The sequence below is a fragment of the Bifidobacterium sp. ESL0820 genome (assembly GCF_052606235.1).
Map to the genome: position 1 here is coordinate 1,148,716 of NZ_CP199594.1, position 26,396 is coordinate 1,175,111.

Genomic DNA, 26,396 nt, shown 5'->3' on the forward strand with positions numbered 1-26,396 from the left:
CGACTGCTTGCATGAATCATCCATCATAGCGGTCAGGCATAGGCGTAGGTCATCGGGTCGTGTCCTGCACGCACCGGGGAGTCCATGGCATCGATGGCGGCATGCTCTTCAGCGGTCAGGCTGAAGCCGAACAGGTCCAGGTTCTCCGCCTGCCTTTCCCGGTGGGCGGACTTAGGGATGATGATGGTCCCGTTCTCGATATGCCAGCGCAACACCACCTGGGCCGGCGTGACCCCGTGGGTCTGGGCGATTTGCTCCAACCTTCCGCCTCCGACTGTCAGATCTGCGCCACGTGCCAATGGCGAGTATGCCTGTACGGCGATGCCATGCTCCTTGCAGAAGGTGGTCACCGTGCGCTGCTGCCAGCTGGGGTGCAGCTCGATCTGATCCACGGCAGGGTACTCCCCCGTCTCCCTGTGTAACCTCTCCAGATGCTCTGGCAGGAAGTTGCAGACCCCCAGGGTCCGCACCCGCCCCTCATCGCGCAGCCGATGGAATGCACGCCAAACCTGGTCGGCCCGCCAATCAAACGGCGTGGGCCAATGGATCATATACATGTCGACATAGTCGGTGCCCAGCAGAGCCAGCTGGCGGTCGAAAGCCCGCAGAGCGCTGTCATAACCTTGTTCGGAGTCACGCAGCTTGGTAGTCAGCCACAGGTTGGCACGCTCAGGTCCGCTCTGGCAGCCGAAGGCCTTAAGGCCACGGCCCACGCCTCCTTCATTGCGGTAGCCCGCTGCCGTATCGATGTGGCGATAACCCAGTTCCAGGGCAGAACGCACTACTCCAGCGGTTTGATCATCGTCGATCCTGAGCACGCCCAGGCCCACCTGCGGAATGCGATTGCCGTCAGACAATTGGATGTCAGGAACTGCTGTCATGGTCCACACCTTCCCAGGATGCCGCCCGGCAGTCTGCCGGGCCATGCTCGCTCCATTTTAGAGCCAGGCAAAAGCCCGGCTGCAACAGAACAGACCTATGTGGTCAAACCTGCCCGCTCATGCACCGACTTACATTTTGCTGATGCTGAAGAAGTACAGCACGTGGGTATCGAACCAGTGGTAGCCAAGGTCGAATACGGGCAGCAGGCTGATCTTCATCATCATGCCGACCGTGCCCCAGGCGAAGAACAGGCCGAGCACCGCCAGCAGCCACATAAAGGCGCTGCAGATTCGTCGGGTTTTGATCAACCGGCGACGGCGTGTGGCTTCTGAACGGGTCTCCTGCTCATGGCTGACCATGATCGTGGCCAGCGGCTCCCCCATAGTCCCAGGTCCTGTCGCCCGAGATTCCAGATGCTCCATCTGCTCCAGCTCATGACGGCAGTTGCGCCTGCGGCGTGAGAGCAGATACCAACCCACCAGGCAGGCCAGGAACAGCGCCAGCAGCACCCAAACCATGTAAATGGGCGCCCCTTCAGGTTGGGTGGGAGGCACATCATCGCCGATATAGTGCCCGCGCACGATCAGGCGGTGGGAGTTGACGCCATAGGGATAGCAGGTCAGCAGGGTCACATAGTTGGAATTCTGGACTGGCTGCAGGGCACTGACATCGGTAGGCAAGATGATCTTAATCTGGTCCACCTTGTAGCTCATGTGCCGCTTGAGTACTCGTATCTGGAAGACGTCCCCCTTGCGCAGCTGCGTCAGGTTATCGAACAGCATGTAGCCGACTTCGCCGGTGTGCCCCGTAATGACGGAGTGGATGGTTCTGTTGTCGGTAGGCACGTGGGTCGTGGCGATGTGCCCCGTGCCATCCTTGAGCACAGCATCGCTGGTGCCGTGCCGCACGGGCAGCTTGACATTGATCTTGGGGATCTCCACATAGGCCATCATGCCTTTGCCGTCTACATTGAGGATTTTGTAGTAGCGACCCAGTGGTTCCTTGACTTCCTTGTACTTGAAGGGGTCCCTCAGCGTAGGCTTGCCTAATTCCTCGTCATACTTCTTGGCATCACGCCACATGGCTCTGCGCTGTGCAGGTGAAAGTGCATCCACGATCTGGTCGTAGTTGTCGACTGCTGAGGAATCCTTGGAATAGTTTACGTAGGCCGCTAACAGCGGATAGAGGAAGATTGCCAGACCAATCAGGAAGGCCAAGGTCTCCAGGAGACCGAACCCTCGCCCTGACTTGCTAGCCTTGCCAGCGTTCTTGGCCTGCTTATCTGCAGTAACAGCTGCCTGACCGGCGTCGCCATTTTGGCTTGCGTCCTGAGCATGATTGCCTGAAACGACAATTATTGGAGCCGACGTTGTAGCTTGACCTGGGACAGACACAGGAGCTGCAATAGCATCTGCATCATCCGATTTCGAAACTCCGCGATCCTTAGGGGTTGCCGAAGGCGGATAGGAAGGCGGCAGATCGGAACTAGGAGCATAGGTAGGCGGCATGTTCACTTGCTCAGCAGGCTCGTCAGACGAGGACGATTCAGTCGGAATGGACTCATAGGCAACATCACCGTTGCCGGCGGCATGAACTGGGCTCATAGTAGCGGAGTCAGTGTTCTGGTCCATCTATAGCCTTCCTCGCACAGCACTTCAAATAGTCCCGTTACTACCTTTTGACATACAAAGACCGGCGGCACCTATATGATACCGCCGGTCCTTAGGCATCCTCACAGATGCCTACAATGCCATTTGCTAGCATCACACCGACATGTGCATGAGAATACCTAGTGTTCATCCCTGTTCCAGGAATGGGCAACAACCGCCAAGTAGAGGCCCATCATGGCCAAGATCATAAGCAAAATGCCAGGCGCTACCATGGATACGCCGGTAGCGGCAAGCTTGCCTGGTCCTGGTCGCACTACTGGCACGACCTGAGGCACGTCCACAAGCTTGGGGCTTATAGTCACATCATAAAGCGGATGGACTTCACCCTGTTCGCGGTAAAGCGGCAACTGCACGACCACTGGGTCGGCTTTTACCTTTGCATTCTTGGGTGTGGCCACCAGAGTGACCAGCCAGTACGAGGCGTGGAAATAGTCACCGTCGAAAACAGCAGGACTTCCGCCTGTCAGACTGGGTACATCTGAATCGAGCTGAGCTCCTGTAAGCCAAACACCTTGCGATTTCGCTTCAGATGCGTTTGTTATGGTGCCTTCTTGATCAGAGACACCGTAGTATTCAGCGGGTTGTGTCTTGTCCTTGAAAGCATCTGGGTTGGCTGCCACCTCGTTACTGATGGCCGCCTGTGCCTTATCAGCGCCAGGATTGTGGTCTAGTGCCTCCACCCGGCTCTTCAGAGTACCAGCATCCAGCCTCAGGGCACGAAAGACATATCCTGCTCCAGCAGATACAGGAGCACTCGGCAGGATGTCGTTCTGACCACCTTGACCTGAATGCCCTCTCTTGAGTTGCACCGTCAGGGTCGGGTTGACCGTCTCCGCCTCTGCCGCCGGCGTCATATCGAAAGCGGTGAGGCCTAAGCAGGCCAAGGCCGCGATCAGACAGGGCAGGACCCGGTGGGTGAGGCATTTCGGCAAGGCAATTCCCTTCATAAACCTTCCCTTCCAAGGCCGCCTTTCGACGACGTGGTTGCGTCAGTTCTGCTGATCCAAAAACCAGACCAGCATCCCGACATGTGCGGACCGCAGAAGTTCAACGTTCCGTATTAAAATGGCGGACGATTCACGGAGGAACCGTCCGCCATCGGGTCACCTCACATGATTCTTGATGTGACCGTGATCATCAGGCCCGGGCGGCGTTATTGCGCCGATTGCGGGCGTAGAGCGCACCACCCATGATCAGGGCACCTACAACCAGCAGGAGCAGGATGCCACGACCACCAGTCAGAGGCAGGGCTAATGGTGAATCACCATCAGTAGTCGCATAATGCATCAGATAAGTTTCGACTGGCACATTATTAAACTTCATCACCTGGCCACCAGCAGCCGTTATATCCGCAGGTGCCTTTCCGAACTTGCCGAATAGCAGCTTAGCATAATCGGGCTGAACCGTGGCATGAGGTCCATACTCCTGTGCTATGTCCTGCTCAGTCTTGCCGGCATCCTTAAACGTCACCTTCTGGAAGGGGAAGCCAGGGCTACGCCAGCCATTGGGAGTCTTGGTCTCGAGCAGCCACCAATCGCCAGCTTGCACCGTCTTACCAGGATCTCCAGCAGCCTTTGGTGTACTCGTTGCATCGCCAAAGATAGGCAATGCAGCAAATGCCACCACACCCTTGTCGTTAGCGGTTGCCTTGTAGAGCTCGACACCAGACGGCAGCGTCTCAGCAGTGGTATAGAAGTTGCCATCGGAGGCAAGATACTTGTCTGACTCGGCTTGCGACTTAACCAGACGGAACTCAGACCCAGGCAGAGCTGCAAACTTCGATGCTTGATTCTTCACATTACCGAAGGCAACGACACCGTTGATCAAATTCGTATGTTCAGGAATAGGATCCTGGTGTTTACCGCTGCTATCAAGGTTTTCGATGAAATCAGAAGCCGCATCGTTGGCAACACCATCAGTGCCGGTAGAATCACCATTTCCGGTGACCTTGGCATCATAATAGATGTTGAGCCGGAAAGATGGGGCATGGAAACCCTGTACCTTGCCAAGAGCCTTGAAGAAGTTGAACTGATAATAAGAGACATCTTTACTTGGCACATCATTTGCAAACATCTTCTTACCAGTAACCAGGCTATCAGGATTTTCTGTCGGTCTTGCCTCGGTATAATCCGTATCCTTTTCGAGATTTACAGGTTCAGGAGTAGTGCCATCGGATTCCAGCTTAACAGTGAAATTACCAACCAACTTTAGGGAGCTCGACATCCGATCTACAATAATCAGATCCTTGCTATCGCCCTGTAATTCACTAACATCAAGCTTGCCATCATTCTGAGTCTTCTCGCCAGCGTTGTAGAGCCTCTGCGACAGCTTGTAAGAAACCGTATCACCGGCGACAGCTGTCCGCTGAGGCTTCGGGTTACCTTGCAAATCTTTGACGGCCTGCACGGTCTTGGAGAACTGTGTGGTGTTCATGTTCTTCGGATACAGGTGCAGATTATAGATATATCCTTGAACCTTATTTGCAGTATTGGTGTCGTCGGTGAGCGAAGTGGCTGCATAGGGCAGGCCGAAGAATGAGGGTGCCGCGTCTGCATACTTCGAAGAATCAATCTTGTTTGGATTATCCTTGTTAAAAGCCCACGACTTGTCACGATTTTCCTGGAGGATGTACCAATGGTTGGCTCCTGCCGGGAAGGTGGCTTCTGCCGTACCATCAGGCGGCATAGCCCCGCCGTCACCCGCCGGGTACCACTTAGTGATTACACCCTGGCCGTTAGTCACACCGGCATACGTTTTCTGGACACTGTATGTACCAGGAGTCATTGGATCGATGTCAGCCAAATTACCTGACGTAGACGTGACATCCAAGACATTGAAAGTGACGTCCTTAGCGGGAACCAGATCTGCCTTCGAACTCAAAACGTCAGCATCTTTAGAGGAACCCGTGGGGCTGTACCCCTGAACCAACGACAGGTACTTGGTGACTGTCAGCTTAGGATTCACTGTTGATTGCAGCGGACCCGGCCTGAAGTCATCTTCGGCATTATATCCGTAGGTCTCAGCGGCTGAAGCGTGGGCGGCAGGCAAAACTACCATGCCCGCCAGGAGCGTCGCTCCGGCAACCGCCAAGCCTAAAAGCTTAGGGAGCCTTATCCCTTCATTATCTCGTTGCATGTGCATGCACGCATTCCCTTCTTTGTTAATAGGCACAGGATGGCCAGGCACATCTTCGCCTCCCCAACCGATCACTTCCCCGACTCAGGGGGGTGGGCAATATGTCAACTTTGGGACATGCCACTGTTCCCATTGCCTAATCATCACTGTACCGACAAAGTAGGGACAACGCAAACCGACAAGCCGAATGTCAAAGGCCCCACCACATGTGTTGTGGCAGGGCCTTGCAACCTTTTCTGAGACAGGCAATCAGTGCCGGTTGTCCAGCCGATGGTAGAGCTCGGCTGCACGCAGATCGGCCTCAAAACGGCGCGGTTCGGTGTTCTCGTCGATGACGGCGAGCTCCACGCCGGCCATCCGGGCGAAGTCCTCCCAGGCCTCGCGACCCACGGTGGTGGTCATGCAGGTATGGTGGGCCGCGCCGGCGCGCAGCCAGCACTCAGCCGAGACCTTGAGCGAGGGCCGGGGCTTCCAGAGGGCACGTGCCACAGGCAGTTTGGCCAGGGACCCGCCGGGCTCGACCACATCCACTACGTTCATGACCAGGCGGAACCGTTCGCGTACATCCGCCAGGGAGACGACCACAGCATCAGTGCAGGGGGTGGCCGTGAAGACCAGACGCACCGGGTCCTCCCTGTCGCCGATGGACAGGGGGTGGATCTCCAGGCGGGGCCGCCCCTCGGTCAGCAGCGTGGGCGAGACCTCCAGCATGTGGGCGCCCATGATCTCCTCGTGGCCGGGCACGAAGTTGTAGGAGTAGTCCTCCATGAGGGAGCAGCCGCCCTTGAGACCGTAGCCCATGACGTTGCCGATCCGGATCAGAACCGAGGTCTTCCAGTCGCCCTCTGCCGAGAATCCGTACCCGTCGGCCATCAGCCGCTGGGCTCCCACGCCGGGCAACTGACGAAGGCCTCCCAGGTCCTGGAAGTTGTCAACGGCGGCAGTGGCGCCCACCTCTTCCATCATGGCCCGCATGCCGAGCTCCTCGCGGGCGGCCACCACCAGGGAGTCGTACCGGGAATCCAGAAGTTCGGGAGCCACCTCATAGCTGCGCTTGTAGTCCTCGATCAGATCCTTGACCTGGTCGTCGGTGACAGCATTCACATGCTCCACCAGCTCGTTGACCGGCCAGGTGTTGACGGAGACGCCGAAGACCCGCTCGGCCTCGGTCTTGTCGCCCTCGGTGACGGCGACGTCGCGCATGTTGTCTCCCCAGCGGCAGACCTTCATGTTGTTGGCTGCATCCCAGCCGGCGCAGGCGCGCGCCCAGACGCCGATCTTGTCGGCAACCTCGGGATCAGTGTAATGGCCGACCACGATCTTGCGCGGGATTCCCAGCCTGGTCAGGATGTAGCCGAACTCACGGTCGCCATGGGCCGACTGGTTCAGGTTCATGAAGTCCATGTCGATGGTGTCCCAGGGGATCTCCACATGATGCTGGGTGTTCAGCTGCAGCAGCGGCTTGCGCAGCTTCTCCAGGCCCCTGATCCACATCTTGGCCGGGCTGAAGGTGTGCATCCAGGCCACCACGCCGATGCAGGCCGGGTTCGACGAGGCATCGACCATGAAGTTCAGGATGGAATCCGAATCCTTCAGCGTGGGCTTCAAGACCAGCTTGACCGGGATCCGACCCGAGTCATTGAGTGACTTGGCGATGTCCGCCGCCTGGACGCCCACCTGGCGCAGGGTCTCCTCGCCGTAAAGGTCCTGCGAACCAACAGCGAACCAAAGCTCTTTGCCCTCGAAGGGATTTTTCATGCTCATACTTCTTGCTCCTTTGCTTATGCTTTCCAGCTCAGTGCTGGCCGTAGACGTGCTGGTACCGGTCGTTGAGCTTGGCTATGTCGGCCGGATCGATGGGCTTGGGCGTGCCGATCTGCTCGGCTGCCCAGACCGTGTGGGCCACCTCCTCGGTCATGGCCGCCGCCTTGACGGCGGCCTCGGCATCGGCTCCCACGGTGAAGGGCCCATGGTTGCGCATGAGCACGGCCGGGCAGCCCGGGTGATCCTTTAAAGTATCAACCACGCCCTTGCCGATGGCCTCGGAGCCGATCAGCTCGAAGGGACCCACCGGCACGGGGCCACCGAACTCGTCGCCCATCATGGTCAGCACGCAGGGAATGTCCCTGCCGGTGGCCGCCCAGGCGGTGGCATAGGTGGAATGGGTGTGGACCACGCCGTAGACCTCGGGCATGTGCCGGTAGATATAGGCGTGGGATAGCGTGTCCGAAGAGGGAGCCTCGGCACCGTCAACCACATTGCCATCCAGATCGGTGACCACCATGGATCCCGGGGTCAGGTGCTCATAGCGCACCCCCGAGGGCTTGATGACCATCAGATCAGCAGAGCGCAGGCGCTGCGAGACGTTGCCCGCCGTCCAGACCACCAGATTCCACCTGGTCAGCTGCGCATGCAGGGTGGCTACCTGCTCACGTACCAGTTTCACCTCGTCGCGCACCTCGGGCGAATAATCAGCCAAGGACACCATCAGCAACTCCTTTTCCCGGCCCGATCCCGCTGATCCGGCCGCTTGACGTTTTCAGCTCCCGGTCTCATCCCTGCAGGGGGATGGTCTTCACGGCCGCCTGCTCGATGGGCAGCCCCTTGGTGAAGCGGTCGAAGAAGGCTCTGAAGCCCTTCACATCAGCCGGGTCCGGCTGTTCTGTTGTGGACTGGACACCCGCAAAGACATTGGCATCCAGGTAGTCGGCCAGGGTCTGGTCGGCATGGCCCAGATAGTCGGCCAGGACGGCCATGCCCCAGGCGCCCCCTTCCACAGCGGTGGACATGACCTTGATGGGGGCATTGAAGGCGGCGGCCAGGATCCGCTGGGCTACCTTGGGCGTGGCGAAAATGCCGCCATGCCCGACCATGGTGTCCACCCGGACATGCTCCTGGCGGGTCATCACATCCATGCCGATAGTGACCGGCGAGAAGGCCGAGAAGAGCTGGGCGCGCATGAAGTTGGCCAGGGTCATCCGCCCCTCGGGGCCGCGCGCAAAGACCGGCCGGCCCTCCTCCAGGCCAGCCAGGAACTCCCCTGAATAGAAGCAGTAGTTGATCAGCCCGCCGGCGTCCTTGTCTGCCAGGAGGGCCTGGTTGAACAGGGTGGCGTAGAGCTCATCCCCCTTGATGTCCAGTCCAGCAGCCTTGGCGAAGTCACCGAACAGCCCCACCCAGGCGTTCAGATCCGAGGTGAAGTTGTTGGCATGGCTCATGCCGGCAGGATCCCCAGCCGGCGTGGTGACCGGATCCACCTCGGGGTGGAAGTCGCGCAGGGGATGCTCCAGGACCACCATGGCGAAGATGGATGTGCCTGCAGACACGTTGCCGGTGCGGGGACGAACCGCGTTGGTCGCCACCATGCCGGTTCCCGCGTCGCCCTCGGGCGGGGCCATGGGCACGCCGGGCTGCAGCTGGCCACTGGGATCCAACAGGGCGGCACCTTCTGCAGTCAGTGCGCCCGCATCGCTGCCGGCGGTCAATGGCTCAGGCAGCAGGTCGTGGATGTCCCAGGGCTGGGCCTTGACCTGGGGCAGTCGGGAGAAGATGTCCAGCAGGCCCTGGTCGAACTCCTTGCGGGAGGAGTCGATGGGGAACATGCCCGAAGCATCGCCTATGCCGATGACCTTGCGACCGGAAAGCCTCCAGTGCATGTAGCCGGCCAGCGTGGTGATGTAGGCCACCCTGGGCACATGCTCTTCACCGTTCAAAATGGCCTGGTAGAGGTGGGCGATGGACCAGCGCTCGGGAATATTGATCTTGAAGACCTGCGACAGCTCCTCATGGGCCTGGCGGGTGTTGGTGTTGCGCCAAGTGCGGAAAGGCACCAACAGCTGACCATCCTTGTCGAAGGCCAGGTAGCCGTGCATCATGGCCGAGATCCCCATGGCGCCGATCTTGGTCAGCGTCACCCCGTACTGACGACGGACATCCTCGGCCATGGCCGCATAGGCCGCCTGCAGACCCTGATGAATCTGGTCCATGGAGTAGGTCCAGAGGCCGTCCTCCAGCCGGTTCTCCCACTCGACGTCCCCGGTGGCCAGCGTCCGGTAGTCATGGTCGATCAGCACAGCCTTGATACGGGTGGAGCCGAATTCGATGCCCAGACTGGTCGCGCCCTCCTTTAATTCACTCACGATGACGCCTTGTTCGCCAACAACCATGTCTGCTCCTTTGCCTGATATGTTAACGCTCACATAGTCTGGTTACGATTGTAACCGAGACCAGAGCATCAGGCAAGCCCGCGGGATGCGGTCCGACAGTGGTCAGATGCGCTTGATTGCATAGCCCAGGGACCGACGCTGGATCACATCCGCCTGGATCAGTCCAACACCGTGGTGGGTGACCGGGAAGTCCACCGGCTGCCCCTGGTGAAGCAGGGCCAGGACCTGCCGCATAGTGGCCACCCCCAGATCCTCAAAGCGGGGACGGACCGTGGCCAGCGGCGGAAACATGTTGTCTACCGTAGGTACGTCGTCGAAGCCCACCAGACTGATGTCACTGGGAATGCGGATGCCATGCTCCTGCAGGGACCGGGCCACGCCCACAGCCTGATTGTCATTGGCGGTGACCACGGCCGAGGGCAGGGAGGTGCCGCTCATGCCCCGCTGATCGATCAGGTGGTTCATCAGCGTGTAGGACTCCCCTGCCTCCCAGCTGCGGGCGTGGACCACGGCTGTTCGTATGCGGCAGCGAGCGCAGGCCACTTTCCAGGAGGCCAGCCGGGTGGCTGCATCCCGCCACTGCGCAGGTCCTGCCATGTAGAGCACCCGCCTATGGCCCCGGGAGACCAGCAGTCGGGCCAGCCGCTGAACGGCACCCCACTGGTCGATTCCGGTCAGGGCTATCCGCCCATCGCCCCGTCGGCGACTCAGGGCCTCTTCGACGCTGGTGATGCCATGCGTGGAGGTGACGATGACCCGGGGCTGGCTCACCTCAACCTGGCAGGCAGCCTGGAACATGGTGTCGGTGGGGGTCAGAAAGATGAAGGCGTCCACGTTCTGTTCCAGGAAGGTGCCGCAGAGCTCCTGGAATCCGGCAAGGGTGCAGGCTGATTCGTCCACCATCATGACCGACATGAACAGTCCATGGGAACGGGCCACGGTCTCGATGGCCGTGATTGACGAAACAGGCCCAAAGAGACTGACACCGCCAGCCACCAGTCCGATGGTCCGGCTGCGGCTGGATGCCAGGGCCCGCGCAGAGTTGCTGGGACGGTAGCCCAGCTTCCTGATGGCCTGCTGAACCCTGATCCGAGTGGCCGGAGAAACGTCCTTGGAATTGTTGATGACCCTGGACACAGTCTGGTGGGAGACCCCGGCCAGCCGGGCAACCTCGAACATGGAGGGGCGTTTGGACCGTGACCTGCCCCCGCTGCCTGCGGGCATGTGACCTTCTTCCGATAGCCGTACGATAGCCGTGTCGACCGTTCCGATATTAGCCCCTGCCGGGACCGGACGAGGGCAAATGCCAGCTGACCCGGTGCAGACGGCTGGGTCCCAGACGGCGAATGGCCTCCAGGTGCGCAGGCGACCCATAGCCCTTGTTGTGCTCCCACTGGTAGGGGGCCAGGGCAGGGTCAGAGGCGGCCAACCGGACCATAAGCCGGTCACGGGTGACCTTGGCGATGACCGCCGCGCAGGCCACACTGGCACAGTGGGCATCACCCTTGACCTGGGTGGAAACCTTGGGCAGAACCGGGAGGTCGGGGGCGTCAAAGCTGTCGGCGGCCGGGGTGATGTAGTCATTGGGGCCGTCAAGGATGGCAGCCAGACGGCGGCCGGGCCCCAGGTCCATCCCATGCTCCAATTCGGCCAGCGCGCGCAGGGCGGCGATGCCCAGGGCGTGGACGATGCCCCACTGGTCGATCTCATGATTGGAGCAGGCCCCCACCGCCCAGCCGGCAGCCCAGTCCTCCAGGTCACGGTACATGGCCAGCCGACGCGCAGGGGTCAGCATCTTGGAATCAGCCACCCCGTCAGGGACCTTCAAATCGGGCAGGTCAGCGGAACGGACCGCCACCACGCCGACCATGGCCGGACCCGCCAGGGCTCCGCGGCCGACCTCATCCAGCCCCAGCACATACTCGGCTCCCTGATCAGCCAAGGCAACCTCAGTGGCCAGGGTCGGCAGGATCCGCCTCATAGCCGGTTCAATCCTGCGTCGGCTCGGGCACGGCATCGAAGACCTTGTGCTGGTTGTTGAGCAGCTTCCAGCTGCCCACCGGGTAATAGGTCAACAGCGCAGTGCCCTTGATGTTGTCCATGGGGACCAGGCCATTGTGTCCGTCGTCCTTGTGCAGACGGGAGTCGGCGGAGTTGGAACGGTTGTCGCCCATGACGAAGACATACCCAGGGTCCACCTTGACCTTGAAGGCAAAGGAGCTGGGCTCCACTCCTGGACGCAGGTAGGAGCTCTCGTCCAAGGCGACGCCGTTGACGGTGACTGGGGCGCCATGACCCTTGCAGGCCACTGTGTCGCCGGGCATGCCGATCAGGCGTTTGACCAGGTGACTGCCACGGAAGCTGGGTGTGGACTCTTCGCCCAGCCAGTTGGCAGGATCAGTGAAGACCACCACATCCCCACGGCGGGGGGCCATCATGGATCTGGTCAGCCTGTGAGTGGTCAGGATTCTGTCCCCGATGCCAAGGGTGTTCTCCATGGAGCCGGAGGGGATGACGTAGATGCTGAACAAAAATATGCGCAGGATGGCGACGACGGCCAAGAGGGCAACCAGCTCGAACAGAAACTCGGGCAGGAAACCGCGTTCGCCCAGACGCGGGTGGCTGCCCTTGGTGGAGCCGCGTCCACCGGGGCGGTCGAAGGCATGACGGGGCGGCACCGGGGCTGAGGTGGCCTGTCTGCCGTCCGGGTACCAAAGTCCCGACGAGGTCGCTTCCTCATCCCGAAAGGCCATATCCACTCCTTGTCATCCGCTGGAACCCGCCCACAAACAGATTCCGCATGCCTCATAGCGTACACACCCAAGCATGGAAAAACCCGGGAGAATTGCATCCCGGGTGTTAGCGGCCTGGCCTGGGCTGGGTCGCCCTGGCTGAATCCTACTTGTTGGACTCGGCCTTGTTGTCGCGACGCTCGACAATGCGGGCGGCCTTGCCGTGCAGACCACGCAGGTAGTAGAGCTTGGCGCGGCGGACACGGCCGTGGCGCAGCACCTTGATGGAGTCAATCTGCGGGGAGTGCAGAGGGAAGCGACGCTCGACGCCCACGCCGAAGCTGACCTTGCGCACCAGGATGGTCTCGCGCACGCCGGAGCCCTGACGAGCGATCACCACGCCCGTGAAAGCCTGGATACGGGAGTTGTTGCCCTCAGTGATGTTGACGTTGACCTCGACGGTATCGCCGGGGCGGAAGTCTGGGATCTGCTCCGCAGGCTTCATGTGGCTGGCGTCAAATTCCTGAATCGCGTTCATGCTGTTCCTCCATGGCCGCCGCACATCGACCCATGACATGGACCGCAACCATCAAAGGAAGCGATCCTGGACGGAACCCGGCGGTCTGCCGTCGGGGGTGCCGATCCGCCGGAGCATCCGGCTGGACCTGAAAGGAAGGGAGCCCATGCGGCAGCTGCCCTTCCGGCAAACAACTGTCCAATAATATACCACCAACCGGACCCGCAGGGACCCGGCATGACATCAGCGGCGGTGGGCCCTGTAGAAGGCGATCAGGGACTTTGTGGACTGATCCTGCTCGGCCAGGGCCTGGTCGTCCCGGGAGATGGCCGGGGTGATCTCGCGGGCCAGCTTCTTGCCCAGCTCAACGCCCCACTGGTCGAAGGAGTCGATGCCCCAGACCGTGCCCTCGGTCAGCGTGATGTGCTCGTAGAGGGCGATCAGCTCGCCCAGGGCGGCCGGGGTCAGCGCATCGCCGAAGATGGAGGTGGTGGGCCTGTTGCCGGTGAAGACCCGGGCCGGGACGATGGCCTCGGGAGTGCCCTCAGCGCGGACCTCGTCGGCGGTCTTGCCGAAGGCCAATGCCTTGGTCTGGGCCAGGAAGTTGGCCAGGAAGAGCTCATGCACGTCCTGGTCGCCGTCCTTGGCCGGGTTGGGGGTATTGGCGAAGGCGATGAAGTCGGCGGGGATCAGGCGGGTGCCCTGGTGGATCAGCTGGTAGAAGGCGTGCTGTCCGTTGGTGCCGGGCTCCCCCCAGAAGATTTCGCCAGTCAGGCTGGTCACCGGCGTGCCGTCCCAGCGCACGGACTTGCCGTTGGACTCCATGGTCAGCTGCTGAAGGTAGGCCGGGAAGCGGTGCAGATACTGGTCATAGGGAAGCACGGCGTGCGAGTGGGCGCCGAAGAAGTTGACATACCAGACGTTGAGCAGGCCCATCAGAGCAACTACGTTTCGATCCAGGGGGGTGGCGCGGAAGTAGCGGTCGACAGTGTTGAAGCCCTTGAGGAACTCCTCGAAACGCTCGGGGCCGATGGTGATGGCCAGGGAGGTGCCCACGGCGGAATCCACCGAGTACCGGCCGCCGACCCAGTTCCAGAAGCCGAAGACGTTGTCCGGATCGATGCCGAAGTCGCGCACCTTGTCCAGGGCAGTCGAAACGGCGATGAAGTGCCGACGGATGGCCTCGGCCGAGAGGTCCTCGCCGTCCTTGGACAGCAGGCCACGCTCCCCCAGGCTCTTCAGGAGCCAGGCGCGGGCCTGGCGGGCGTTGGTCAGGGTCTCCAGGGTGGTGAAGGTCTTGGAGACGATGATGAAGAGCGTGGTCTCCGGATCCAGATCGCGCGTCTTCTCAGCCAGGTCGTTGGGATCGATGTTGGAGATGTAGCGGGCGCTGATGCCGGCATCCGCGTAGGGCTTCAGGGCCTCGTAAGCCATGACCGGGCCAAGGTCGGAGCCGCCGATGCCGATGTTGACCACGGTGGTGATGCGCTTGCCGGTCAGACCGGTCCAGCTGCCCGAGCGGACCTGGTCGGCAAAGGCATAGATGCGCTTGAGGGTGTCGCGGACGTCGCCGACAACATCCTGGCCGTCCACGATCAGCCGGCCGCGATCCTCCTCGGGACGGCGCAGGGCTGTGTGCAGGACGGCCCTGTCCTCGGTGTTGTTGATGTGCTCGCCGTTGAACATGGCCTCGATCCGCTCCTCAAGGCCGACCTCGCGGCCCAGCTGGGCCAGCAGTGACAGGGTCTCGGGCTGAATCAGGTTCTTGGACAGATCAATATAGAGATCACCCAGCTCGAAGCTGAGCTTTTCGGTGCGCTGCGGGTCCTTGGCGAACCATGCGCGCAGATCGATCCCTTGGCGCTGCATGTCGTCGAAGTGCTGGTGCAAGGCCGCCCAGGCCTTGGTGCTGGTAGCGTCCACTGGAGGATTGATGGCCATGGTTGTTCGGGTCCTTTCATGAGGTGATGCCCGGTCTACCGAGCACCCGGTTCTGTAACCCAAACTACTCACAAAAGCAGACAGAAGACAACAAAATCAGCCAATCTACTTGACCGAGCCGAATCGCTGTCAAAGTATGTCGTCACAGCCGTACTGGGCCAACTTGGCCACCATGTCCTTGACTTCCTGACTGCGGGCCCGGGGGGCCACCAGGAGAGCATCGGGAGTGTCGACGACGATCATGTCATCCACACCCAGAAGGGCGACCGTGCGTTCCGAGCCTGGCACGACCATGTCTCCTGCTGAATCCAGATACATGACCCGGTCGGCATCCCCAAGAATCTTGATGTTGCGCCTGTTGGAGGAGGGCAGCAGGCCGGCCACCGAATTGAAGTCGCCGATGTCATCCCAATCGAAGCCCCCTGGAACAACCGCCACGCCACCAGCCGCCGATAGGGGCTCGGCTACGGCATAGTCGAAGGCGATCTTCTCGATGCCCGGCCAGTGCTCCTCCATAGCCTGGCTGCGGGCCTGCTCGCCCTGGTCCCAGACCTGGGCAATGGCCATGACTGCGGCGTGGAGCTCAGGCTTGTAACGACGCAGGCAGTCCAGGAGCACCTGCGCTTGCATGACGAACATGCCGGCGTTCCATCGATACTCCCCTGTGGACAGGTAAGCCTGGGCCGTAGAGGCATCCGGCTTCTCGACGAATTCGCTGACCAGGTGGGCATCAGGGGCCCCGGGAATGCGATCGGCCAGGGAGGGGCCTTGGTGGATGTAGCCGAAGGCGGTGGAGGGACGGGAGGCGGCGATGCCGATGGTAGTCACATAACCGGCCCGGGCCGCTGCCACCGCCTGCTCCACTGAGGACGCGAATGCTTCGTCGTCTCGGATGACGTGGTCGGCGGCAAAGGAGCCCACGATGATTTCCCCGCCATGCCGCTGGGCCAGCACGGCAGTCGCCAGGGCTATAGCCGCCGTGGAATCGCGAGGAACCGGCTCGGCGAAGAGCGCGTCCTCAGCCAGATCCGGAAGCTGCTGACGCACCTGGTCCACATGCCGCTGGCCAGTGGAGACGACCACATGGTCAGCCCCGCAGATGCCGGCCAGCCGGTCAAAGGTGCCCTGGATCATTGTTCTGCCTGATCCCAACAGATCATAGAGGAACTTGGGCCGGTCCTGGCGGCTCAATGGCCAGAGCCGGGTGCCCACGCCACCGGCCGGAATGACGGCATAGAAATCATTGAGATCCATGCCCTCCATTGTGTCAAGAAGCTTGTACACCCTCGGCCCGAAGTGCAAGGCGTTTTTATCGCGCGCATCCAGTATGATGTGACATGTTGTCTTCTTCCGGTAGGTCCGGACGGGAGGCGAAGGCCACTTTAGCTCAGTTGGCAGAGCGTCTCACTCGTAATGAGAAGGTCGACAGTTCGATTCTGTCAAGTGGCTCTTTCACCAGCTGCCCTTTCAACGGCAGGGTATGTCGTACGCGCGAGTGGCGTAATGGTAGCCGCGCAGGATTTAGGTTCCTGTGTCTTCGGACGTGTGGGTTCGAGTCCCATCTCGCGCACAGGTATTAAGAACAGGGCCTGCAAGAACAGGCCCTGTCTTACGTTGCGGGGATCAGCGTCGGCTTTCCTGCCTGTTCCTCAGGCAGGCCACGAAGCCGACCAGACCTAGGGCTATCAGCAGCAGGATCCTGAGCACGGAAAGCGGCCATCCGCCGGTAAGCGGCAGGGAGGAGGTCGAAGGCCGGAACTCCAGCTCCTGCGACACCGAGGCCGACTGGTTCCCGCCTTGGAACTTGCCCTGCGCGTCAGGGCCCTCGGCATCATCCGAAAGCACCTGGACGGCGACATCCCCCTGCTTCATCCCCTCAGGAGGAACCGCCTGCCATATGCCCTGGTCCCCCACAGCCACATCCGTGCCAGTGTTGTCAGGCCAGGTCACATGCACCATGGTCCCCTTGGTCTCAGGAATCTTCCTGTCCCCGTCCACATACTTGTAGGCCCTGCCGGCCACCTGGAAGACGTCATGGCGGTCAATGGTCAGTGTGGTGGGCGTCATGTCGATTTTCCGCTCGATGGATGCCGGGCCCGAACGGAGGTTCATCGGGTTGATCATCTCAACCTGGAAAGTATAGGTCTGCGTTTCATCGTCACCGTTGTAACCGGTGAACTTGTCAGCAGGGATATTCAGCGACCAGGACCAAGTAGAAGCCGCCGTCTTGGTCAGGTTCAGCGTGAGACCTGATGTGGGGTCAGCGACGGAAGGAACAGCGCCGACCGCCGCATCCCTCTGGAAGGTGTTGGCCGGAGTGGTCAGCAGACTGGTCCAGCCCGAGGCAGCATTCTGCTTCATCGAAACGACCATCCTCGAATCAGTCATTCCCAATCCTGCCGAGGACCAGGCCGTATACACAGGCGACGCCTCACCCTTGAACTCGACGACCGAATCCGCCGGCAGGCTTCCGTTGACGGTATGGGGCACCGTGACCGAGAACTTGCTGGCATCCGGGACATCCTCGCCCGAGACGAAATAGGCCGTGCCGATATTCGAGAAGTAGGAGGTCAGGCCGAACCCGGAGACAGACTCAGTCACCCAGGCATGGTAACGCCTGTAGCCGCTGTACTTGTTGCCAGAATCCGGCGACGGATACAGCTTGTTGGTGTCCTGTATCCGCCAGGAACCCCCTTGTTTGCTGCCAGTGTCGACCTGGCACTCAGCCTCGCCAAGCCTGAACCCCCACGTGTCCGTCCCTTTCACCAGGTCATCGCCATTCGTGCCCTGCCCCTCCACAATGGGATTATTGGGATCCTCGCCGTAGAGAACGACCTTGTTGGGACGCGCAGGATCCTTGGAGGGCATGCACTCACCACTGATTACCGGCTCAAGCTTGGTCGTATACACGCTTCCAGAAGCATCCAAACCGGCATCAGCATCGTTTTCGATCTTGGTAATCGTAGGATCATCAGGACGAGGCACATCATACTTATAGAAAGCGGTATTGATAGTCCACCCCGCAGAGATATTCGTATCCTTCTCCACGGTGGACATACCGTCGTTTATCCCTACAAGACCAGCGCTCTTGGGGTTGTACACTTCAGGGCTGACGGTACAAGCGCTGCCGTCCCGGTTCGTGGTGACAGGCCAGGTGACCATCTTGAAATAGCCGTCAAGATCCTGCTTCTCCTTGGCCTCCTTGAAATCAATCCCGCCATCAGCCTTCTGAGCAGGCATGGGATTGCCATCCTTATCAGTGGCAAAAAGCACGTTGGGGTTGTCGAGATATTGAGGATCCTTTGGACTCACGTTGAAAGCGGAATACTTGCTGACTTGGGACGCCTTGCTGGTCGTGGTGGTCGCCGTATTGGGGGACGGCTGCTGGCCCGTCACCAGGACCGGCTCAGGGGTCAGCTCATTGACAGGCACCCACTCGCTATCCTTCAGAGCCACCCACTGGTAATAATACGAATTGGTCTCAGAACATATGCCATCAGGATTGTCATTTGTACTGCCACGCGGATTCAGCCAGTACACAAAGAACGACCGTGCCGGAGCTGTTCCCGGAGCAGTACCGGCGATTGGCCCAGTAACATTGCTCTTATAATCAGGAAAACCGTAATCCGTCACCATGCCCCAATTAGCCTGATTGTTTTGGTAGAGATTTGGATTGTAGTCCCAACCGACCCAAGAATAAGGGCCACTGCACTTCATATCCTCTTTGCTGTCCAAACAGTAACCCATATACACTTTCATCTGTTTGTCCTGGGACATGCTTGCCGTGATATTTGAATATCTATCCTGAGCCTGTAAATCACTCATGGAAGCAGGATCAAAATTGGTGCAGTTATTGGTAGTCCAGGACCAGGAAGAATTGCCGCAAGACAGGGCGGTATTCTGGTCACCAACGATGGCAAAGACATTCAAGGGCTCAGGGTGACCGCCAACCGCAAATTTTGCGGGATCTGGAGACTTATCCTTAATGTTCATATCACCCTCAATGGATATGGTCAGGTAGTCATACAAACCAGAATTGATGATCTTGTGAACGGTGAAGAACTCATCCTGATTCCTGGCCCAGGCTAGGGCACCATCATAAGCGTTGGCATTTTTATTGCTGTCTACGTAATCATCCGGGGTAATAGTGTTCATATACCGCACGCGTCTGTAATAGTCAGGATTTTCAGAACCAACAAACTGATATATGAAAGACAAATTGCATTGTGACGGATTTTTGGTATCAGTCCCACCAACACCGACGCAATCCGGCTTAAATTCATTGTGCTTCACGCGCAGGATGAAGTCCATGCGCAGCTCATCCTGGTAGGCATCGATCCTGTCGTTGAAGGCCATCATCCTATAGAGCTTCGGTGTTCTACTGGCTGTTTCGTCCTGTCCATCAACGGCATTGGCCCGATTGACCGAAAGCGCGCTCAGCCCCAACGGGACAACCATGGCCAGCGTCGCCAGAAGGGTTACCAGAACGGCGATAATCTGACGGCTCACATGCTGTGAACCTTTGGCGCCCCGTTCTTGCAGTCGCTTCAATACAATCCCCCCAAATCAAGATACAATTATGTTCTAGAGCGGCTCTACTTTGCCTTTAATTTATCCCCAGTTGCTTCGACTCTATCATAGAGATAAATAAATAGCATCTTCGCCTTTTCCATACATGCTCCAGGAGCACTGGAATTGCAAGCATTATCCAGGATTCCCATAGGGTGTTTCACGAACGGCATTTCACAACCGTTTACGGTCTTCATCTGGCTGGTCCGGGTTGGAGGTGGAGGCCACCTTGGCAAGGAAAGGCAGACAGTTCGACGCTGTCAAGCGGCTCTCCCGCCAGCTGTCCTTCAGATGTCTGGGCTCGAGTCCCATCTTGCGCACAGGAAACACAAGCAGGGCCTGCCCTCATCCCCCGAATTCCTTGGAGATGAGCACAGACCACCCTGCCTTATGCCCGCCGGAGAATCAGTATCGGCTCTCCTGCCTGTTCCTTAGGCAGGCCACAAAGCCGGCCAGACCCAGTATCAACATCAACAGGATCTTGAGCACGGAAAGCGGCCATCCTCCAGCGAAGGGCAGGGATGAGGTGGAGGGCCGGAATTCCAGCGCATGCGACACCGCGGCTGACTCGTTTCCGCCTTGGAAGTTGCCACTTTGAGGATCGGCGCTTTCGGCATCATCGGAAGAAACCTGAGCGGTGAATTTTCCGTGATTGATGCCCTCAGGTGGAGTCGCCTGCCATGAACCTTGGTCTCCCACGGCGACATCTGTGCTGCTGTTGCCGGGCCAGGTTATATGGACCAGGGTGCCTTTGGTCTCGGGAACCCTGGTGTTTCCGTTGACATACTTATAGGCCTTGCCCGCTACCTGGAAGACATCGTACCGCTCCAAGGTCAGCGTGGTCGGCGTCATGTCGACCGTCCGGTTGATGGAAGCCGGGTCCGAAGGGACATTCAGAGGGTTGATCATCTTGACCTGGAAGGTATATTTTTGCGTTTCGTCGTCGCCGTTGTAACCGGTGAACCTGTCAGCCGGTATGGTCAAGGTCCAGGACCAGGTCGAAGCCCCTGTCTTGACGACCTTGAGCACAGAGCCCGATGTGGGGTCAGTGACGGAAGGAGCAGTGCCGACCGCCGCATCCCTCTGGAAGGTGTTGGCCGGAGTGGTCACCAGACTGGTCCAGTCCGAGGCAGCATTCTGCTTCATGGAAATGGCCATCCTGGAATCAGTCATCCCCAGCCCTCCCGAGGACCAGGCCGTATATATAGGCGAAACCGAGCCCTTGAACGTGACCACCGAACCCGCCGGCAGAATCCCGTTTTTCGTATGAGGCACCGCAACGGAGAGCTTGCCATCCGGAGCATTCTCGTTGGAGACGAAATAGGCTGTTCCTATGTTCGAGAAGAAGGAGGTCAGGCCGAACCCGGAGGCGGACTCAGTCACCCAGGCATGATAACGCCTGTACCCATTGTACTTGTTGCCGGGATCCGGCGATGGATACTGCTTATTGGTGTCCTGTATCTGCCAGGACCCTCCCTGCTTGCTCTTAGGATCGACCTTGCACACCGTTTCTCCCAGCTTGAACCCCCAGGAGTCCGAGCTTTTCACCAGGTCGTCACTGCTCTTGCCCTGCTCCTCCTTGAAAGGATTGCCGGGATCCTCGCCGAACAGAGTAACCGTGTTGGGATGCGTGTCGTCTTTGGAGGGAGTGCACTCACCGCTGACCACCGGATCAAGCTTGCCGGTATAGACGCTTCCCGAAGCATTCAAGGAGCCATCGGTGTCATTCTGAATGTTGGTGATGGTCGGATCATCGGGACGAGGCACATCATACTTATAGAAGGCAGTATCGATAGTCCAGCCTGCAGTCAGGTTCTCATCTTTCTTCGCGTCAGACATGCCATCATCGATGCCCGCAAGACCTTGGCGCATGGGGTTGTATACTTCGGGATTGACGTTGCAGTTGTTGTCGGTGCCGGTGTCATTCAAATTCTTGGTCACAGGCCAGGTAACCAGTTTGAAGTAGCCGTCAAGGTCCTGGTCTTCCTTGGCCTTCTTGAAGTCAATGGAGCCATCAGCATTCTGAGCGGGCATAGGCTGGCCGTTCTTGTCCGTGGCAAACATCTCATTGGAATTATTCGGTTTTTTAGGCAAATTGAACGCCGCATTATCATCGACTGTTCCTTGAGTCCAGAACGTAGAAGTCAGTGTGTTAGGACTCGGCTTCTGACCCTCCACCAGGATCGGCTCAGGGGTCAGATCATCGACAGGCACCCATTGAGTGTTGTTTTTGAGACCTACCCATTGATAGTAATATGAGGTGGTCTCAGAACATATGCCCTTGCCGACATTGCCTCCACGAGGATTTTCCCAATACACGAAGAAAGAACGGGCCGGCGCAACCCCTGGTTGAGTACCGTTGATATTTCCAATAACATTTCCATCGTTAATGTCAGAATAGTCAGGAAAACCATAATCGGTCACCATGCCCCAGTTAGCCTGATTCCCGCCATAGAGCTTTGGCTGGTCATCCCATCCGATCCAGGAGTACGGTCCGCTGCATTGAAGATTAGCACCCGAGCCTAGGCAGTCACCCATATACAGCTTGAAGTTCTTGCCGTTCGCCGTTAAGGATTCGGTAATATTGGATGTTCTATCCGGCGCATTAATCATGGTCGTAGAGTCAAAAGTGCCACACTCATCAACTCCGGAACTCCAATTCCACGGAGAACCAGGACTACCACACGACAGTGATCCCTGCTGTCGACCAACGACCGCGAACACATTTAAGGGCTCGTTCGTACCACCAGCTTTATAATATGAAGAATCTGAGGAACTATCCCTGAGGTTCAAATCGCCTTCAAGGGAAATGGCAAGGTAGTCATATAAACCAGAGTTTATTATCTTATGTACTGTGAAGTATTCTTCTCTATTTTGCGCCCACTTGTAGGCTCCAGACCAAGGCTTACTCGTAGACGATGCTGAAGCTATAGTGTTCAAATACTTTATCCTGCGATACCAGGTTCGATTCTGCGAACCCCAGAACGGATAGACAAAGGATAAATTACAAGTGCCCTGAGTATCGGCACCGTTGGTAGCATTGGCGCAATTAGGATTGAAATCGTTATGTCTCACGCGCAGGATAAAATCCATGCGCAGCTCATCCTGATAGGAATCAATCTTGTCGTTATAGGCCAGCATCTTATAGAGCAAAGGCTTCCTGCTGGCCGTCTCACCCTGGCCATCAATGGCATTGGCCTGATTGGCCGAAAGCGCGCTCAGCCCTAGCGGAACAACCATGGCCAGCGTCGCCAAAAGGGTTATCAAAACAGCCACTATAGGGCGATCCACATGCCGTGGACCCTCATTGACCCCTTCTTGCAATCGGTTCAACACGCTACCCCCCACACCTCAATGCAACCATCTCCAGAATCAGATGGACTGCACGCTTGATTGGTCCCCGGTGCAGGCCACGAAACCCTGGAGCACAAGTACCGCATCCTCACTTATGGCATCTTCTTGTCCCCTTTACATGCTTTAAGAGTACCGAGACTGAAAGCGTGATCTGGGATTCAGATAGGGTGTTTCGCGACCGTCCACCATCTTGACTAAGGACAGTCTGAATTAGGGGTAGGGGTTACTGGCAACGGCAGGGCCCCCACTCATCCTCTCAACTTCATGAGGTGGGGGCGGGTCCTGTCTGATGCTGCCGGGGTCAGTGCCGGCTTTCCTGCCTGTTCCTCAAACAGGCCACGAAGCCGGCCAGGCCGAGGGCTATCAGCAGCAGGATTTTGAGCACGGAAAGCGGCCATCCGCCAGTAAGAGGCAAAGCCGAGTTGGAAGGACGGAACTCCAACGCGTGCGACACCGAGGCCGACTGGTTCCCGCCCTGGAACCGGCCCTGGGCATCAGGGCCCTCGGCATCATCGGAATGCACCTGAGCAGAGAACTCACCCTGATTGATGCCCTCAGGAGGAACCGCCTGCCACGAACCTTCGTCCCCCACAACGACATCCGTACCACTGCCGCCGGGCCAGGTTATATGGACCAGGGTGCCTTTGGTCTCGGGAACCTTCCTGTCCCCGTCCACATACTTATAGGCTTTGCCTGCCACCTGGAAGACGTCGTACCGCTCCAAAGCCAGCGTTGTCGGTGTCATGTCGATCTTCCGCTCGATGGATGCCGGGTCCGAACGGATGTTCGTCGGGTTGACCATTTCAATGCGGAAATCATACAGTTGCGTCTCGTCGCTGCCGTCGTAGCCGCTGAACCAGTCAGCAGGGATGTTCAGCGTCCAAGACCACGTGGAAGCCGCCGTCTTGGTCAATCCCAGCGTAAGGCCCGTTGCGGAATCCGCGACGGAAGACGTGGTGCCGGCTGCTGCATCCCGCTGGAAGGTGCTGGCCGGAGTGGTCAGCAGGGGCGTCCAGTCCGAGGCGGTCTTATGCTTCATCGAAACAGCCATGCTCGAATCCGTCATCCCCAGCTCTCCTGAGGACCAGGCAGTATATACAGGAGACACTTCACCCTTGAACACAACGACCGAATCCGCCGGCAGGCTCCCGTTGACCGTATGAGGTACAGTTACCGAGAGTTTGCTCGCATCCGGCACATTCTCACTCGAAACGAAATAGGCCGTCCCGATGTTCGAGAAGTAGGAGGTCAAACCGAATCCGGAGATTGACTCGATCACCCAGGCATGGTAACGCCTGTAGCCGCTGTACTTGTTGCCTTGGCCCGGCGACGAATACAACTTGTTGGTGTCCTGTATCTGCCAGGACCCTCCCTGCTTGCTCTTGGGATCGACCTGGCATTCAACTTCGCCCAGCCTGAACCCCCACGTGTCCGCGGCTTTCACCAGGTCATCGCCATTCGTGCCCTGCCCCTCCACAATCGGATTGGCTGGGTCCTCGCCGTAGAGAACAACCTTGTTGGGACGCGCGGAATCCTTTGAAGGCGTGCACTCACCGCTGACCACCGGATCAAGCTTCGACGTATACACACTGCCCGAAGCATCCAGAGCGCTGCCGGCATCGTTCTCAATCTTCGTGATCGTCGGATCATCAGGACGAGGCACGTCATACTTATAAAAGGCACTATTGATTGTCCAGCCCGCTGAAATATTCCGTTCTATATCCGAGCTGTTCATGCCGTCACGTATACCGACGAGGCCTTTCTGATCAGGGTTGTACACTTCAGGGTTGACGGTACAAGCGCTGCCGTCCCTATTCGTGGTGACAGGCCAAGTCACCATCTTGAAATAACCGTCAAGATCCTGCTTCGCCTTGGCCTCCTTGAAATCAATCCCGCCATCAGCCTTCTGGGCAGGCATAGGCTGGCCGTTCCTGTCAGTGGCAAACATCTCATTGGGATTGCTGGGCTGTTTGGGCAAATTGAAAGCCGAATACTTGCTGACTTGGGCTGCCTTGCCAGTCGTGGTGGTGACCGTATTGGGGGACGGCTGCTGACCTGTCACCAGGACCGGCTCGGGAGTCAGCTCATCAACAGGCACCCACTCGCTATCCTTCAGAGCCACCCACTGATAATAATAGGAATTGGTCTCAGAACATATGCCATCAGGATTATCTCTAGTGCTGCCGCGCACATTGAGCCAGTACACGAAGAACGACCGTGCCGGAGCTGTGCCCGGAGCAGTGCCGGCGATTGGCCCAGTAGCATTGCTCTTGTAGTCAGGAAAACCGTAATCGGTTACCATGCCCCAGTTAGCCTGATTGCCTCCGTAGAGATTTGGGTTGCTGTTCCAACCAACCCAAGAATACGGGCCGCTGCACTTAAGATCAGCACCCGTGCCAAGGCATTCTTGCATATATAGGGTGAAGTTCTTGTCGTTCGCCGCTAAAGTTGAAGTAATGTTGGATACCCTGTCCGGCGCATTGATCATGGTGTCAGGGTCAAAATTGCGACAATTATCGATTCCGCTAGACCAACTCCACGAGTTGCTAGGGCGCAGGCAGGACAGTGCATCGTCCTGTTTACCAACGACTGCGTAGATATTCACCGGCTCGTTGGCCCCACCAGGTTGGTAATATGACGCATCAGCAGAATTCTTCAGCGCCAGATCACCCTCAATGGAAATGGTCAGATAGTCATATAAACCGGAGTTTATTATGGTGTGCACGGTGAAGTACTCATCTTGATTTTGCGCCCACTTGTAGGCTCCGGACCAGGGCTGATCCGAGGATGATGCTGAGGCTATGGTGTTCAGATACTTTATTCTGCGATAAAAGGAAGTGTCATCTGACCCCTTGTACTGATAGACAAAGGCCAGATTGCAATTGCCCTTGGTATCGGCACCAGAAGTGGCGTCGGCGCAAGAAGGGTCAAACTCGTTGTGTTTTACCCGCAGGATGAAGTCCATGCGCAGCTCATCCTGATAGGAATCAATCTTGTTGTTGTAGCCCAACATCCTATAGAGTTTGGGCTTCCTGCTGGCCGTTTCGTCCTGCCCATCGATGGCGTTGGCCTGATTGGCCGAAAGTGCGCTCAGCCCCAACGGAACAACCATGGCCAGCGTCGCCAGAAGGGTTACCAGAACGGCAATGATCGGACGGTTCACACCTTGTGAACCCTTAGCGCCCCGTTCTTGCAAACGCTTCAATACAATACCCCCCCAAACAACAATGAAATCATGCTCCAGAACAAATCAAGTCTGCTTTTGACCTACCCCCAATTAAGGCAACTGCACATAGAGCACAACAATGCATATAACTTGTTCTTTGCCTTTTCAAGGCTACAGAAATGAAGGGCAAAATCTGGGATTCAAATCGGGTGTTTTGCGGCGGTTCAAGTTCTCGACCATGCAGGACCAGCACCCAGCTGGTGA

The 26,396-nt window shown here is 58.3% G+C and carries 16 protein-coding genes and 2 tRNA genes; 2 read left to right on the forward strand and 16 right to left on the reverse strand.

All coding sequences use genetic code 11. From position 1 onward, the window contains the following. Positions 1-32: 32 nt before the first annotated feature. The 13 genes from ACUIAH_RS04620 to ACUIAH_RS04680 form a co-directional block, all read right to left on the reverse strand. Entirely contained in the window at positions 33-881 is an 849-nt protein-coding gene (locus ACUIAH_RS04620) for an aldo/keto reductase (protein ID WP_445340493.1), read from the reverse strand. A 129-nt stretch (positions 882-1,010) separates the two neighbouring features. Further along, positions 1,011-2,099 (reverse strand): class C sortase, encoded by a 1,089-nt coding sequence (locus ACUIAH_RS04625; protein ID WP_445340494.1) that lies wholly within the window; start codon positions 2,097-2,099, stop codon positions 1,011-1,013. Positions 2,100-2,671: 572 nt separating this feature from the next. Further along, the gene (locus tag ACUIAH_RS04630; RefSeq protein WP_045923979.1) at positions 2,672-3,499 is read right to left on the reverse strand and encodes a hypothetical protein; all 828 of its coding nucleotides are present in this window, start codon (positions 3,497-3,499) and stop codon (positions 2,672-2,674) included. A gap of 190 nt (positions 3,500-3,689) precedes the next feature. Further along, positions 3,690-5,693 carry an LPXTG cell wall anchor domain-containing protein gene (locus ACUIAH_RS04635; protein WP_445340495.1) on the reverse strand — a complete coding sequence of 668 codons (2,004 nt, stop codon included), beginning with the start codon at positions 5,691-5,693 and terminating at the stop codon, positions 3,690-3,692. A 243-nt stretch (positions 5,694-5,936) separates the two neighbouring features. Further along, complete coding sequence (gene araA, locus ACUIAH_RS04640) at positions 5,937-7,451, reverse strand: L-arabinose isomerase (protein WP_198200998.1); 1,515 nt, start codon at positions 7,449-7,451, stop codon at positions 5,937-5,939. Positions 7,452-7,482: 31 nt separating this feature from the next. Next, positions 7,483-8,175, reverse strand: coding sequence for an L-ribulose-5-phosphate 4-epimerase (locus ACUIAH_RS04645; protein ID WP_045923976.1), 693 nt, complete (start codon positions 8,173-8,175; stop codon positions 7,483-7,485). Between the two features lie 64 nt (positions 8,176-8,239). Beyond that, positions 8,240-9,853, reverse strand: coding sequence for a xylulokinase (locus tag ACUIAH_RS04650; protein WP_445340496.1), 1,614 nt, complete (start codon positions 9,851-9,853; stop codon positions 8,240-8,242). A 102-nt stretch (positions 9,854-9,955) separates the two neighbouring features. After that, positions 9,956-11,077, reverse strand: a complete 1,122-nt coding sequence (locus tag ACUIAH_RS04655; protein WP_445340497.1) for a LacI family DNA-binding transcriptional regulator — start codon at positions 11,075-11,077, stop codon at positions 9,956-9,958. 49 nt (positions 11,078-11,126) lie between these two features. Then, positions 11,127-11,834, reverse strand: a complete 708-nt coding sequence (locus ACUIAH_RS04660; RefSeq protein WP_445340498.1) for a ribonuclease HII — start codon at positions 11,832-11,834, stop codon at positions 11,127-11,129. 7 nt (positions 11,835-11,841) lie between these two features. Further along, positions 11,842-12,606: a signal peptidase I gene (gene lepB / locus ACUIAH_RS04665; protein WP_445340499.1), complete on the reverse strand. Its 765-nt coding sequence runs from the start codon at positions 12,604-12,606 to the stop codon at positions 11,842-11,844. A 145-nt stretch (positions 12,607-12,751) separates the two neighbouring features. Further along, on the reverse strand, positions 12,752-13,123 hold the full coding sequence (rplS, locus tag ACUIAH_RS04670) for a 50S ribosomal protein L19 (protein WP_024627419.1): 372 nt from the start codon (positions 13,121-13,123) through the stop codon (positions 12,752-12,754). Positions 13,124-13,345: 222 nt separating this feature from the next. Further along, on the reverse strand, positions 13,346-15,043 hold the full coding sequence (gene pgi / locus ACUIAH_RS04675; protein ID WP_024627418.1) for a glucose-6-phosphate isomerase: 1,698 nt from the start codon (positions 15,041-15,043) through the stop codon (positions 13,346-13,348). A gap of 129 nt (positions 15,044-15,172) precedes the next feature. Then, positions 15,173-16,297 carry a mannose-1-phosphate guanylyltransferase gene (locus ACUIAH_RS04680; protein WP_445340500.1) on the reverse strand — a complete coding sequence of 375 codons (1,125 nt, stop codon included), beginning with the start codon at positions 16,295-16,297 and terminating at the stop codon, positions 15,173-15,175. A gap of 122 nt (positions 16,298-16,419) precedes the next feature. On the opposite strand from ACUIAH_RS04680, the gene ACUIAH_RS04685 reads away from it, so the two are divergent. Next, positions 16,420-16,492 (forward strand) — tRNA-Thr (locus ACUIAH_RS04685). 40 nt (positions 16,493-16,532) lie between these two features. Next, positions 16,533-16,613: transfer RNA gene (locus ACUIAH_RS04690), tRNA-Leu, on the forward strand. Positions 16,614-16,666: 53 nt separating this feature from the next. Here the strand turns inward: ACUIAH_RS04690 and ACUIAH_RS04695 are convergent. From ACUIAH_RS04695 to ACUIAH_RS04705, 3 genes are all read right to left on the reverse strand, one after another. Continuing rightward, on the reverse strand, positions 16,667-18,475 hold the full coding sequence (locus tag ACUIAH_RS04695; protein WP_445340501.1) for a hypothetical protein: 1,809 nt from the start codon (positions 18,473-18,475) through the stop codon (positions 16,667-16,669). 1,542 nt (positions 18,476-20,017) lie between these two features. Beyond that, positions 20,018-21,676, reverse strand: coding sequence for a hypothetical protein (locus tag ACUIAH_RS04700; protein WP_445340502.1), 1,659 nt, complete (start codon positions 21,674-21,676; stop codon positions 20,018-20,020). Between the two features lie 1,591 nt (positions 21,677-23,267). Further along, complete coding sequence (locus ACUIAH_RS04705) at positions 23,268-26,129, reverse strand: hypothetical protein (RefSeq protein WP_445340503.1); 2,862 nt, start codon at positions 26,127-26,129, stop codon at positions 23,268-23,270. Positions 26,130-26,396 lie beyond the last annotated feature (267 nt).

Bases quoted from the DNA above. Each gene is read 5' to 3' on its own strand.
- ACUIAH_RS04620 (WP_445340493.1), bottom strand. From the start codon at position 881: ATGACAGCAGTTCCTGACATCCAATTGTCTGACGGCAATCGCATTCCG.
- ACUIAH_RS04630 (WP_045923979.1), bottom strand. From the start codon at position 3,499: ATGAAGGGAATTGCCTTGCCGAAATGCCTCACCCACCGGGTCCTGCCC.
- ACUIAH_RS04635 (WP_445340495.1), bottom strand. From the start codon at position 5,693: ATGCACATGCAACGAGATAATGAAGGGATAAGGCTCCCTAAGCTTTTA.
- araA (WP_198200998.1), bottom strand. From the start codon at position 7,451: ATGAGCATGAAAAATCCCTTCGAGGGCAAAGAGCTTTGGTTCGCTGTT.
- ACUIAH_RS04645 (WP_045923976.1), bottom strand. From the start codon at position 8,175: ATGGTGTCCTTGGCTGATTATTCGCCCGAGGTGCGCGACGAGGTGAAA.
- ACUIAH_RS04650 (WP_445340496.1), bottom strand. From the start codon at position 9,853: ATGGTTGTTGGCGAACAAGGCGTCATCGTGAGTGAATTAAAGGAGGGC.
- ACUIAH_RS04655 (WP_445340497.1), bottom strand. From the start codon at position 11,077: ATGCCCGCAGGCAGCGGGGGCAGGTCACGGTCCAAACGCCCCTCCATG.
- ACUIAH_RS04660 (WP_445340498.1), bottom strand. From the start codon at position 11,834: ATGAGGCGGATCCTGCCGACCCTGGCCACTGAGGTTGCCTTGGCTGAT.
- lepB (WP_445340499.1), bottom strand. From the start codon at position 12,606: ATGGCCTTTCGGGATGAGGAAGCGACCTCGTCGGGACTTTGGTACCCG.
- rplS (WP_024627419.1), bottom strand. From the start codon at position 13,123: ATGAACGCGATTCAGGAATTTGACGCCAGCCACATGAAGCCTGCGGAG.
- pgi (WP_024627418.1), bottom strand. From the start codon at position 15,043: ATGGCCATCAATCCTCCAGTGGACGCTACCAGCACCAAGGCCTGGGCG.
- ACUIAH_RS04680 (WP_445340500.1), bottom strand. From the start codon at position 16,297: ATGGATCTCAATGATTTCTATGCCGTCATTCCGGCCGGTGGCGTGGGC.
- ACUIAH_RS04700 (WP_445340502.1), bottom strand. From the start codon at position 21,676: ATGTTTGCCACGGACAAGAACGGCCAGCCTATGCCCGCTCAGAATGCT.